We start from the raw sequence: 13,160 nt of genomic DNA on the forward strand, positions 1-13,160 counted from the left end.
CAAGCCCAACTAGTTGATCTCATTTTTTCATAGATCACTTTACACTACCTTCTATTATTATTTTAGTAAATTTTAGTAGAGTTTAGTTGCTTTTTAGTCGGCTTTGTTGTATAGTGATAATAATAAATAAATTATAGGAGGGTTTATATTGTTAGATTTTGATGATTTATGGTTGGTAAGAACCAATCCTGAAAACATTAATAGATTAAAGGAGTTTTTAGAAAATGACATAATTGCAATAGGTTGGAGTAACTTAATTGACTTAACAGACATGCCTAAAAACAAGCTTCTTACAGAGCTTGCTCGGAATAATTATTCCTGTTCAAATGTTAAGCTTGGTGTTATCAACCAATTTGTAAATAATATTCAGGTTGGTGACCTATGTATTATCCCTTATGGAGATAAGATATATCTTGCAAAAGTTACAAGTCCATATTATTATGATTCAACTAAAGTAGCTGAGGGTTATCCTCATCAAAGAAAAGTTGAATTTATTAACAAGGACAACCCTATTAGCAGATCTAGTTTACCTGAAGCTGTTCGAAGATCATTAGGCGCCCAAAATTATGTTGCACATCTAAAACATCGTATAGATGAATTTAAGGCGTTTTTAGTTAAAAAAGAAGCTACTATCGACAATATTGATTTACATGAAAGTTTGATAAAGTTGCTACCATTGGCTCTAGAAAATATAAAGAATGCTATGGAAAGTGATGATGTTCAGAGAAAATTCGAAGCATCTATTGAAGTACTTAGATTAATACAGAAGTATGACTAACTCTTAAAGAAAATTTATTATAAACTAAAATAATATACACGAGGAGACAAATATTTTGAAACTTATTTGGAAGAGAATATGGAAGAAAAAGTCACTAAAAATGGAGCTTAAGGCTGCAAAAAAAACTGATTTAAAAAAGAATCTTACATCGACTGACCTTGCAGCACTTGGAATAGGTGCAGTTCTTGGTACGGGAATCTTTGTTTCAACAGGTGTTGGTGCACATATGGCAGGCCCGGCAGTTGTCTTATCATTTATTGTAGCTGCAATAACAAGTGGACTTTGTGCCCTTACTTATGCAGAACTCGCTACAATGTTTCCAGTAGCAGGTAGTACTTATACATATTCATATATTGCTTTTGGTGAGATTATAGCCTGGATTATAGGATGGGACTTAATGCTTGAATATTTAGTTTCCTCCGCTGCAGTTGCCTCCGGTTGGTCAGGAACTTTTGTAGGGCTTTTAAGCTCTGCTGGACTTGATTTACCTAAAGCAATATCTGTTGGACCATCGGCCGGCGGGATTATTGATTTACCCGCTGTTTTTATAGTAGGCCTTGTAACATGGATATTATTTATAGGCATAAAAGAAAGTGCCAAACTAAATAACGTCATAGTCTTAATTAAAATTGGTGTGATTATTTTATTTATAGTACTTGGTGTATTTCATATTAGTGTAGCTCACTATAAGCCATTTTCTCCTTATGGATGGAAAGGTGTAATGGCAGGTGCTTCAATAATGTTCTTTGCATATATTGGTTTTGATGCAGTATCGACTGCCGCTGAAGAAACTATAAACCCCAAAAGAGATGTACCTCGTGGACTTGCTATTTGCCTTGGAGTTGTAATTGTACTTTACGTTGCAGTTGCAGTTGTTATAACAGGTATGGTTCCCTTTAAAGAAATTAGTCAGAATAATGCTATTCCAGATGCATTGAAACGTTTTGGTATTAACTGGGGAGCTGCTCTGGTTGGAACAGGTGCTGTTATAGGAATGATTTCAACATTGCTTGTAATGCTTTATGGACAGATAAGAGTGTTTATGGTTATGTCAAGAGATGGACTACTTCCAAAGGTATTTTCAAAAGTTCACCCTATTCACAAAACACCTACACTTTGCACAATAATCACAGGTAGTATAGCCGCTATTATGGCAGGACTTTTGCCCCTAGAAGAGATAATAAAATTATGTAATATAGGTACATTATTTGCCTTCATTCTTGTGTCAATTGGTGTTATAGTACTAAGAAAAACTATGCCAGATGCTGAGCGAAAGTTTAGATGTCCCTTTGTACCTTTTATACCTATACTTACTATAATTGCTTGTGTTTACTTAATGACAGCATTACCTCTAGAAACATGGATTAGATTTATAATTTGGTTATTAATTGGGTTAGCTATTTACTTTATGTATGGTAGGCATCATAGTATACTCCAACACAGTAAACCAAGAAAATATAGTGATCAAAATTAATAATGTTAAAATAATTTTAAAATAATAAACATTTAAAATTTTAAGGAGGAAATAATTATGATATTTTCAAATTGGTTTAAAAATAGGAAAATAGAAATACAAAAACAAGCAAAAATTAGAACTGCTAAAAAAGTAGCTATCGGTACTGTAGCAGGAAGTCTTAGTGGCTTATTAGGAGGATTACTTTTCTCACCAAAATCTGGTAAGGAAACTAGAGATGATATCGTTAAGTCATCAAAAGATATTACCAACAATATTAAAGATAAAACTACAGAACTTAAGGACACCATTGAAAATAAAGTTACCGATGTTAAAAGTAGTGTAACAGATTCTAAAACAAAACTCTCTGAATACTTAAATAAGAAAAAAGACTCAAAAGATATTGTTACTGATGACAAAAATTCATCTAAATAATATTGAAAAAAAGTATTTAAATAATAGATTATATGATTAAAAATATTAAAGCACCTTATTCTTATAGAAATATGGTGCTTTAATATTATCTAAAATGAGCTTTTACTCTTCAAATTGACCATCTCCTCATTAATTGAAATTGTTTGCCTATATTGTTCTGCAATCATAGTTTTATTAAATTCTGTAGATGGTTCTATTTCTTGAACTAATTTTTCAAGTTCATCTATGCTTACATTAAAAAATTCTTTCCTTGAATTTATTTTATTTACTCTTTGTTTATCTAATAGACTATGAAGTTTCTGTTCTAATCCAACTGCATTATCCGAAAAAATAAAGCTATGAACATCAAAATAAAATGGAACACTTGCATCCCCTAATTCATCAACTCTATCTTGTGGATTTAACCTTCTTGTCATCCCTACTTTAAAAACTTCATCACCAAATGAACCAATGTTGCTTATAATATACACATAGCCAGCTTTACCATTTTGTAACTTAGTTATGTCATCTTTCTTATGTTCTACCAATTCAAGTAGAGTTTGTAATTCTAATATTTTAGCTTGAAACTGTTTTAGTTTTTCTTCATCTTCTGTTAAGATTAACATTTCTTTAACTTTAGTAATCTCATTGATATACTTTTCTTCTTCTTTCTCAACTTGCTTTTTCTGTTGCTCCAATATTTTTCTTTCTTCATTTTCCTGCCTCATTTGTTCTCTTAATCGTGCCTGTTCTTCTTTTGCTCTTTCCTTATTTATGTAATACTCGTATTCAATTTCCATAGACTTTATAAACATATATTCGATTTCATTTACAAATTTAGTAATAGTATTTAAAATGCTCTTGTTTCCCTCACCAGCTATTACTAAATACTTATCGGTTGTCTTCTTAATGTCCTCAATAGATTTATCAATTTTATCATACTTCAAATTAGACAATATGTTCTGTTGTTCTGCTTTTAGAGCAATTACCATTAACTTATATATTGCTACATTCGCTTTTGTCGTGTATCTACCTTCATATCTAATAAATGTTTCTTTTATTAATTTTTCATTTATATTATATGCTTTCTTTAATTCTTTAAAATCCATACTATGAAGCCTCAATTCAATTGTAGGATTTAATTCTAAATAATCATTATATTCATTATCAGTTAATATTAGATTAGATACATTCTCATTAAAGATATCATATTCTTCATATTTCTTTACTAAATATTGAATTCTATCATATATTGAATTGATTTTAGATAACTTCTTATGTTCTTTAGATACCTTCTTACTAATTTTATCATATTCCCCTTTTATTTCTTCAATTTGTTGTACATATTGATTTTGCTTAGATATTTCTTCTTTAATTCTTGCTAATTCTTCTTTAGCATTTGATACAATTTCAGTCGCCTCTTTTTTTGCTTCTTGTCTAGCTTCATTTTTAATTTGTTCTTTTAATTCTTCTTTATTATTTATGTTATTATCTAATTCAAAAATCAGCTTTTGTTTATCTTTAATAGTTTTGTGTAAGCTAAACAACTCTTTTATTAATTTAATCATAATATCCCCCTACCTTAATCATTATGTTTAAAGCCATTCACTTTCTAATTATAAACATAATGGGTTTTATATCTATTAACAACTCTAAATCACTCTACTGACACAATTCAACAAACCTCCAGAAATATCCTTTAATATTTCTACAAAAAAGTAAATACTCCAATATATTACTCTCAGAGTATTCTAACTATTCTTTAATTTTATAAGCCAATCTAATTGCACTTACCCTATTTCCTCAGCATTCACCTTAATACCCTCAACGATCCCCATTATATTTCTCGCATCATCCATATTTTCTTTAAATAACTCTGTAATATTACCAATGCTTCTAAATGGATCTTCGATAAGAACTTTATTGTCATCTATAAAGCCATTAACTACTACGTAATCAACAATTAGTTTCACAAAATGTGACTGCTTTGCATTTAGATTTTCATTATTTAAAAGCTCTGCGAAAGCTTCATTAGCAGCCAATCTATCTAAACCTACTATTTTTCTAACTAATTTGTTAACTGGCATTTCTCCAAATTCTTTTTTATAGTCATCATGTGAGCCTAGCTGTGTCCACATTAGATCTTCCAATGAAGTTAAATTTTGTTTAGTTAGCCTTTTATTATTTCTAAGCTTAAAAATGGCAAGTTCATCCTTATGCTCATGAAGATAAAATTCAACTTTTTTTCTATAGTTTTTAAGATCATTAGCATTATAGAATGCCCCACTTTTATTTTCACTAACAATTAAATCTTCAAAGTGTGTAGTATAGATTTTTTGAATTTCTTTTTCCAGATACTTTAACAAGTCCCTTAAAGCCTCTCTAACAGAATCCAATTCAAAAATATCTGCACTTTCCCAAAACTCATCTGTCATAACCTTTTCTATTACATACTTTTGAGCTTGTACCTCTGGTATTGTTCCAAGTTTTGAAAGCTCCTGTGCAGTTGTAATTACAGCTTTAATAGGCTTTGTTGCATTTCCATCTTGAAGCTTTGCAAGCTGTATTGTATACATCGCTACATCAAATCTTTTTGCAAACTCATCATCATTTAATGGTGTAATTATGGAAGATAGATGTTCTTTAATTTCATTTACACTTAATGTTCCAAGTGATATCCACTCACTTGATTGTTTGTATTTATGAACAAACTTGAGCTCCATTCGTACTCTAAAATTATCCTCATTTAACAAATTTATACTTAACACATCATTTTCAACTAAAGTATCCCTAAAAATTTTATATTCACTATCTTGATACTTAAGGTCTTGAAGTTCTTTTATAATATTTAGCTTTAAATTAAATGTTTTTTCTGTAAGGCTTTGAGAAGTCGCACCATCAAACCCTTTTGGGTTTACTCTAAAGAAATCAAAGTTGTTACAGAAATCAAATGCTAAGAATTTTTCTTTATCCACTCCTACCTCTAAAAGATCAGGACAAAGTCTTGTACCTCGCCCTATCATCTGCCAGAACTTAGATTTAGATCTAACCTTCTTAAAGAAGACTAGGTTTAATATCTCTGGAATATCTATTCCTGTATCTAACATATCTACTGAAACCGCAATTTGTGGCATTTTTGTTTTATCTGAAAAATCTTCTATTAAGCTATCTACATATTTAATAGAGTAGTCAATCTCTTTGCAGAAATGGCCCCCTAACTCAGTGTAAAGTTTGTTAAACCTTTCAACAATAACCTTTGCATGTCTATTATTTTTTGCAAAAATTATAGTTTTACCAAGTTTTTCTCCGCCTTCAGTTTTTAGTCCTTCCTCCACTAACTTATTTAAAACTAAATCAATTGTATTATCATTAAATAACCATTCATTAATAGCCGTATTTGAAATATCTTCACCTATAGTGTCATCATCGTCAAATGTATCCTCATAAGCTGCCTTATCTTCATCAGATAACTTATCATATTTTATGCCATCTTTCATTAACATTGACTCATATTCCAAAGCCTCATAGCTTACAAGGTATTTATCCTCTACTGCCTTTTCTAACTCATAGGCATATGTTGGTACCCCACTTTCTAAATCAAATATGCTATATGTATTTTTATCAATATCATCTTTTGGAGTTGCAGTTAACCCTAGAAGATAAGCATCAAAATAATCAAATATAGCTTTGTATTTTTTATAAATACTTCTATGTGATTCATCAACTATTATTAAATCAAAATGTCCAGGAGTAAATAACCTATTTCCGTCCTTAGACTTTGTATCATCTATGGCATTCATCATAGTAGGATAGGTAGAAAATATCATTCTTGTTTCTTCTGGGTTGTCTTTATTGTCAAGAAGATTACATAAGGCTAGGTCTGGTAAAAGCTTTGAAAAGCTCTTTTTTGCTTGCTTAACTAAAGCCTTTCTATCCGTTAGAAACAAAACATTTTTAACCCAATTATGTCTTGTTAGAACATCAACTAGTGATATGGCAGCCCTTGTTTTTCCACTACCTGTTGCCATTACTAAAAGCATCTTTCTTTGCTTTTTATCTATTGCTTCACATACCGAAATTATTGATTCCTTTTGATAATATCTATTTTCTATACTGTCTTTCATTTCAATTTGTTTAAATGATTTTTTACTGATTCTCCTATCTATTAATAATTGTAGCTCTTCCTTTTTAAAGAAACCATATACTCTTCTTTCGGAGTAACCATTAAAATCATCCCATAAATATGTTTCAAAACCATTAGTGTAAAATATAATAGGTCTTTGATTAAACTGTTTTTCTACACAATCAGCATATAATTTTGCTTGCTGCTGTCCTACTTTTGGATCCACACTACTTCTTTTAGCCTCAACAACACCTACTGGCTTGCCATTATCTCCATATAATACATAATCTACATACCCAAAACCTGTATTGCTTGGCATGCCATCAACTTTAATTTCTTCGCCAATATCTTTGCCAAAATCCCACCCGGCAAGTTTAAGTTCAACATCAATATATCTTTTTCTTGTTTCCAGTTCACATATTTCATCTATATTGAAATCATAATTTTCAGTAATAGTATTAATCTTTCTCTTTTCTGTTAGCTCTTTTCTAAGTTTTCCATTTTGTTTTATTATTTCTTCAAGTTTCTTATCCCTTGAGCTTAACTTTTCATAAAGGTCTTTAAGCTCCTCTGGTCTTGTTCTTGTATCTTCACCTTGTAACAAAATATCCTCATCAAATTCACTTGCAGTGTAATTATCAGCATAACAATAATCAATCCACGAAACAAATTGATGAAGATTATGAAGTGCGAGAATTGCTTCTTCCCTTTTAATATTAGAATTTGTATGAATAGCTACATTTCCAAGGCTCACTATGTATTTTAGAAGCCTCAACATCTTTGCATCTACAAGCACAATAAAACTATTGTCATGAATTAAACTCGATAATTGATCCTGATACGGTAATTTCAAATCCTGATCAAAGCTATAAACCCATTTTACAGCTAACTCCAACGCCCTTCTTGTTAATATTGCACAAGTAGCCGAACTTATTAATATACTCTTCTCAGCTTCAATACACGCTGGTGTAAAACTTTTGAAAATCTCTTTATCACTTAAAAAATTAAAGTTCCCCAAACCATAATCCCCCATTTTACATATAAATTATTTAAGTATCTGCATTCACTACTTTTGTAATTTTAATTTGTGGAAACTTTTCTTTCCACTCTTCTAAATTATAAACTTTTATCTATAACTTCATCTAAAAGTTTAGAATCAGCCTCAATTATAGAATTATTTTTTAATTTACCAAAATACTCTTTGCTTTCAGACTTAATACCCTCGCTTGTTTTATATAAATTATGATATATAACCTTATCTTTACTACTTCTCTTTATCTCAAAATATTTAGAAAAATTATAGCTATGCGTTGCCACAAAAATCTGAATGCCTTCTCTTTGTAATGTTATAAGTATGTCTACAATAACTGGTATTAATTCCGGATTAATATTAGCTTCTGGCTCATCCCATATAAGTATTGTATCTTTATCAATCAATCCATTTCTTATTAACTTCCACAAAAGTCCAAACTTACGAAGCCCTTCGGCCTCTAATGAAAATTCTACTTTTATTCCATTGGTTTTTATTACATAAAAAGTATCATTTTCATATACTACTTCACCATCAATTATTATTGATATAGCCTTTAATAACTTATTATTTAATGCTGATATTTCTTTAGTTTCTGGAAGCTCAGCATTGGTAATACTATCTATATAAGTTTTATCAAATGGCATGTCATACTTATTATTTAGTGCTAAAAAACCCTTTGAATGTTATAACATCTCTTTTGCAGGGATGAATAAAGCCTTTTGTTCTTTATCTGGAAATCCTATTTCATAAGAACATTCATCATCACTACCCACATCAATTTTCTGTATAGACTTATTAGTTGAATTATTTACTAAATTAATATGCAATTCTCCCATTAAATATTGCTTATCTTTTATAATTCCATCATCCTGTGGTCTAACTACCAATACCAGTGGCTTTGTCTGCTTTGTAAAAAATTCTCCACTCTTTAAAGCGCCAACAAAATAATTACTTATATTATCAATGTTTCTATTACCTTCTTTAGATATTTCACAAGCTGCATATATACACTTTAATAAGTGTGTTTTTCCAGTACTGTTCTCACCTATAAATACATTAATACCATTCGAAAATTTCAAATGTTCTTCTTTAAATACAGTAAAGTTCTTAAGATATATTTCTTTTATACTCAATAGTCAGTACACCTCAGCTTTCCTTTTTATATTGCTTTTTATTTCTCTACTCGATACTTAACTCATATTATTAAGTTTCCATAAAGCTATTAAACGGTGTTGAAAGTTCAGTAGCTATATAAATAACAAACATAGCCCTTAATACCTCATCATCCATTTTTATAAATTTCACATTATAATTATTAAATAAATAGCTTCGAGCATCTTTCATTGTTAAAAAATCATTACTCTCTATTTTCATTATTTTCTTAGAAACTGTAGCTTGCATTTCTCCTAGCGATCTCTCATCAGTACCAATTTTCTGTGCTAGTGTTTTTGACCTACCCACATACATAGGGACTTCTTTATCATACATTAAATATACACCTTTAGCTGGCATGCTTTCATTAAGTATTTCTTTAATTTTGCCTTCAGTAAGAGTATCAATCCTATACTTTGGTGATTCTACTAACTTTCTAATTAATATTGGTAATTTCTCAACATGATTAAAAAATTCACCCATAAAATTCTCATCCCCTTTTTCAGTTAAATAGTTTTCCTTTAAAGGCATTTTGCATTAAGTTATTAAAGTTGTTTTCTAACTCGGCTAGGCTTTGTTGGAGTAGTTCCTTTTGTTTTTCTATATTTCCTACTGCTATAGCAAACCTATTCTGAAGTACCATTGGTGGTACTTTTATTTCTAATTCTCTACATTGTTTTAAACTAATATTTTGCTGTCTTATTCCTATCGCTAAACTTAAAATATAATTTGTTATTTCATCACTTTTTAAACAGTATAATAAATATATTGGATTTAAATTTTCTTTCACTCTAAATATAGCAATAGCTTGATTTACATTCCACTTATCAAATGTTTTCGGTACTATCCCTATTTTACATAAAGGTGGTCCCACAATATTCATCAATACATCATTATGATATACAATAGACCTTTTTAATGTTGATTCATTAGTGATTCTTGAAATAAATGAAGGCTTATACTCAAAATCAATACTTCCATCATCTTTTATGTTATATACTTTCAAGAAAGGTATTGCATCTTTAAACTCTGTTCTAAATATATTTTTTGGTGATGGTGTTGTTCCTTTTGTAATTGGATAACATAAGTTTTCTAAATTTTCTTTTTTTTGTTCACCTGAAAACATACCATAAAAAACACTTTTTATTAGTTCATCTAAAGCTTCTATTTGAGCTTTTCTTTTATCTATTAATTCTTGTGCTTTATCTAAAACTTCCGCTATTTTTTGTTGCACTTCCTTATTAGGTATTGAGACTTCAGTGCCTTGTATATATTCATTTATCCTTATGTTTATGATGCCTGTAGTCTTATTTTGATACCTTAATACTCTTCTCCTATTATATAGATCTTTAAGTAAATATAATGAGAACTTATAATTTATAATTTCTGTTGGTCTTAATATAGATGTAAAGTTATTACAAAAATATTTTTCATCAGTATTTTCCTCAAATACAACGACCCTTCCAACTGGTTGAGTAGGGCTGCCACCAGATTTTTCAATTATTATATCTCCATATCTTAAAATCTTATTTTTATATTTTTGAGTATCTATATTTCTAACCACAATATTACTTAAATTTAATCTTCCTAAATTAGTAAAGTTTGTAGTTCTAATAACTTTAACACCTTTTTCTCCTTCATTTAAGTCTACTCCCCATTCACCACTTATAGGTTTTTCAAATAAATCTGCCAAAGTATATTTCATATCATTATCCCTCTATCATTCTTTCTAAATTTTCTATCCCCATTACTATTTCTTCTTCTAATCCCTTAATTCTATCTAAAATAACGCAAGGAGCATCATAAACTACTTCCTCATACTCTATTTCCTTATACTTATTAATAGAAAGGTCATAACCATTATCTCTTATTTCTTCTACCGGTACAAAGAAAGATTGTTCTGTTCTTTTTCTATCCGTTTCTTTATCTAAATTATTGAACCTTTCTATAATATCATCTATATCATTATCCGCAGTAGGATTTCTCTTATCATCTAAACTATATCCATCAGCCTTCATGTCATAAAACCATACCTTATCTGTTCCACCACTGCCTGTTTTGGTAAATATCATGATATCTGTTGATACTCCTGCATATGGTTTAAACACTCCACTTGGCATTGATATAATTGCTTCTAATTTGTGGTTATCTACTATTTCTTGTCTTATGGATTTATGTCCTCCAGTTGAGCCAAATAGCACTCCGTCTGGAACTATTGAAGCCCCCCGTCCCCCTTTTTTTAATTCTCTTAAAAATAAGGCTAAGAATAGTAATTCAGTTTTCTTTGTTTTAGTTACCTTTAATAAATCAGCTGATACTGCTTCATAGTCTAGACTTCCTTTAAAAGGCGGATTTGCCAGTACCAATGTAAACTTATCCTTATCCGTATTCACTTCTGAAAGAGAATCCTTATACTCAATGTTAGGGTTATCAACTCCATGTAACATCATATTCATTGCACCTATTCTTAGCATGGTGCTATCCATATCAAAACCATAGAACATAGTGTTATTAAAATGATTTTTTAATCCTTTCACTAAAAATAAATCAGCATGATTATCCCTTAAATATTGTTGTGCAGATACTAAAAATCCTGCAGTACCTGCTGCTGGATCTAATATAATATCTTCTGGTGTTGGCTTCATAAGTTTTACCATCATATTAATGATGTGCCTTGGAGTTCTAAACTGTCCATTAGTACCTGCTGTAGCAACTTTTGAAAGTAGGTATTCATAAAGGTCTCCCTTTGTATCATTTCCTGTCATATCTATATTGCTTATTCCATCTACTATTTTAGAAAGCATTAATGGAGTTGGTATTTTAAAAATAGTATCCCCCATATACTTTGAATAAGCAGAATTCTCATCTCCATGAAGGTCCTTTATAAATGGAAACACCTCTTGTTGCATTACCCTATACATTTCAACAGCCTCAAAATCTTTAAATTTACTCCATCTTAAATCTTGTTTATCAATTGCAAACATTCCTTGAAAATCTATATTTAAAAACGCTGCTTCATTTTCACTTATTATTTCTTTATCATCTAAACCTTTAATAAATAAAAGGTATGTAAATTGTTCTATAACTTCTAATGGATTAGATATGCCACCTGTCCAAAATATTTCCCATATTTTATCTACTTTACTTCTCAATTCTCCTGTAATCATTAGTTTTCCTCCAAAAAAAATATAATTGCATCAATATACACTAATGCAATTATATTATAACGCTTATTTTTCTACTTTCCTATTATAATCTTATTTTTGTATTTCCTCGCACTTTATGTATACACAGTTACATTTTGTACAACTTTACTACCCAAGTATTTTCAACGTTATACCCTCATAAAAAAGTTAGCCCACTTCATCACTGAAGTGGGCTAACTTTTTTAAAATTATTTTTATAAAACTATCTTACTATTATAAAAAGTTTATTCTTTCATCTTTAATTGTATTTTAACACACTCATTGCAATTATTATCCTTTTGAACTTCATAAACATTACAACTATACATATACCCTTTATTAATTAACTCAGCAACACATCCATTGTAATATCTTGGTACATAACCAATATTTACATTGTTTTCATTGACAATTTTTATTGCATTCTTATCATATTCATTTTGGGGTTCTAACACTAATTGTAGACTTTCGCCAGCGTTTAAATCTAATGCTTTAGCACAATTTTCTCCATTGCATCCGATATAATGCCTAGGTCCAGCCAAATAAAAAATTCTTTTAACATCACCATTGTCATCATCTAATATGGGGTCAATAAACTCTAAATTATCAATGGGTAACCTAGCACCACTTCTTTTTAATAATTTATAGCCATCATATTCTTCCATACCATATTTATAAAGAATTTTATCAATACCATTTCTCTTTTTATCTGGCAACCTACTTGAAAATACTGGAAATAGTATGTCACTTTTATATGTTTTCTTAATATCATCAAAAGAAATTAACAATTTAAAGTCTCTTTCTATTGCTTCATTAACCTCAAAACCATAATTAAATTCAAATTGTCCGTTTCTTGATAATTGTCCAACAATATATTGTCTTCTTGTTTTAGGCTCTTTCCATACTAAATAAATATAATCTTTTCCATTCCTTGTAGACATACTTTTCCTCCTTTCTAAAATATATCATTAGCCGATTGCGCAATTCTGCAATCATTGAACCGCCTAACTTTTAAGCCGTTA

At 29.7% G+C, this 13,160-nt stretch carries 11 protein-coding genes; 3 read left to right on the plus strand and 8 right to left on the minus strand.

Translation table 11 applies throughout. From position 1 onward, the window contains the following. The first annotated feature begins 148 nt into the window (after positions 1–148). The 3 genes from Q0649_RS06475 (at position 149) to Q0649_RS06485 (ending at position 2,666) form a co-directional block, all read left to right on the plus strand. A complete protein-coding gene (locus Q0649_RS06475) occupies positions 149–778 on the plus strand; it encodes a hypothetical protein (protein ID WP_298839030.1) in 630 nt (209 codons plus the stop codon). 100 nt (positions 779–878) lie between these two features. Next, positions 879–2,252 carry an amino acid permease gene (locus Q0649_RS06480; RefSeq protein ID WP_298839058.1) on the plus strand — a complete coding sequence of 458 codons (1,374 nt, stop codon included), beginning with the start codon at positions 879–881 and terminating at the stop codon, positions 2,250–2,252. A 57-nt stretch (positions 2,253–2,309) separates the two neighbouring features. Then, positions 2,310–2,666: a YtxH domain-containing protein gene (locus Q0649_RS06485; protein ID WP_298839034.1), complete on the plus strand. Its 357-nt coding sequence runs from the start codon at positions 2,310–2,312 to the stop codon at positions 2,664–2,666. Positions 2,667–2,755: 89 nt separating this feature from the next. Here the strand turns inward: Q0649_RS06485 and Q0649_RS06490 are convergent, their stop codons facing one another. The 8 genes from Q0649_RS06490 to Q0649_RS06525 form a co-directional block, all read right to left on the minus strand. After that, entirely contained in the window at positions 2,756–4,213 is a 1,458-nt protein-coding gene (locus Q0649_RS06490) for a GIY-YIG nuclease family protein (protein ID WP_298839037.1), read from the minus strand. A 222-nt stretch (positions 4,214–4,435) separates the two neighbouring features. Next, on the minus strand, positions 4,436–7,786 hold the full coding sequence (locus tag Q0649_RS06495; protein WP_298839040.1) for a DEAD/DEAH box helicase family protein: 3,351 nt from the start codon (positions 7,784–7,786) through the stop codon (positions 4,436–4,438). A gap of 98 nt (positions 7,787–7,884) precedes the next feature. Next, positions 7,885–8,445: an ATP/GTP-binding protein gene (locus tag Q0649_RS06500; RefSeq protein WP_298839043.1), complete on the minus strand. Its 561-nt coding sequence runs from the start codon at positions 8,443–8,445 to the stop codon at positions 7,885–7,887. 39 nt (positions 8,446–8,484) lie between these two features. Further along, positions 8,485–8,934, minus strand: a complete 450-nt coding sequence (locus tag Q0649_RS06505) for an AAA family ATPase (RefSeq protein WP_298839045.1) — start codon at positions 8,932–8,934, stop codon at positions 8,485–8,487. 70 nt (positions 8,935–9,004) lie between these two features. Further along, a complete protein-coding gene (locus Q0649_RS06510; protein ID WP_298839048.1) occupies positions 9,005–9,436 on the minus strand; it encodes a hypothetical protein in 432 nt (143 codons plus the stop codon). A 19-nt stretch (positions 9,437–9,455) separates the two neighbouring features. After that, on the minus strand, positions 9,456–10,658 hold the full coding sequence (locus Q0649_RS06515) for a restriction endonuclease subunit S (RefSeq protein WP_298839050.1): 1,203 nt from the start codon (positions 10,656–10,658) through the stop codon (positions 9,456–9,458). A 4-nt stretch (positions 10,659–10,662) separates the two neighbouring features. After that, the gene (locus Q0649_RS06520; RefSeq protein WP_298839053.1) at positions 10,663–12,120 is read right to left on the minus strand and encodes a class I SAM-dependent DNA methyltransferase; all 1,458 of its coding nucleotides are present in this window, start codon (positions 12,118–12,120) and stop codon (positions 10,663–10,665) included. A gap of 263 nt (positions 12,121–12,383) precedes the next feature. Next, positions 12,384–13,079, minus strand: a complete 696-nt coding sequence (locus tag Q0649_RS06525; RefSeq protein WP_298839056.1) for an HIRAN domain-containing protein — start codon at positions 13,077–13,079, stop codon at positions 12,384–12,386. Positions 13,080–13,160: the final 81 nt, after the last annotated feature.

It is taken from the genome of uncultured Clostridium sp., from assembly GCF_937920395.1.
Classification (GTDB): domain Bacteria; phylum Bacillota; class Clostridia; order Clostridiales; family Clostridiaceae; genus Clostridium_AD.

What these genes read in the sequence shown, in the direction of transcription:
- Q0649_RS06525 (WP_298839056.1), bottom strand. Translation starts at nt 13,079, where the DNA reads ATGTCTACAAGGAATGGAAAAGATTATATTTATTTAGTATGGAAAGAG.
- Q0649_RS06490 (WP_298839037.1), bottom strand. Translation starts at nt 4,213, where the DNA reads ATGATTAAATTAATAAAAGAGTTGTTTAGCTTACACAAAACTATTAAA.
- Q0649_RS06510 (WP_298839048.1), bottom strand. Translation starts at nt 9,436, where the DNA reads ATGGGTGAATTTTTTAATCATGTTGAGAAATTACCAATATTAATTAGA.
- Q0649_RS06480 (WP_298839058.1), top strand. Translation starts at nt 879, where the DNA reads ATGGAGCTTAAGGCTGCAAAAAAAACTGATTTAAAAAAGAATCTTACA.
- Q0649_RS06520 (WP_298839053.1), bottom strand. Translation starts at nt 12,120, where the DNA reads ATGATTACAGGAGAATTGAGAAGTAAAGTAGATAAAATATGGGAAATA.
- Q0649_RS06485 (WP_298839034.1), top strand. Translation starts at nt 2,310, where the DNA reads ATGATATTTTCAAATTGGTTTAAAAATAGGAAAATAGAAATACAAAAA.
- Q0649_RS06500 (WP_298839043.1), bottom strand. Translation starts at nt 8,445, where the DNA reads ATGCCATTTGATAAAACTTATATAGATAGTATTACCAATGCTGAGCTT.
- Q0649_RS06515 (WP_298839050.1), bottom strand. Translation starts at nt 10,658, where the DNA reads ATGAAATATACTTTGGCAGATTTATTTGAAAAACCTATAAGTGGTGAA.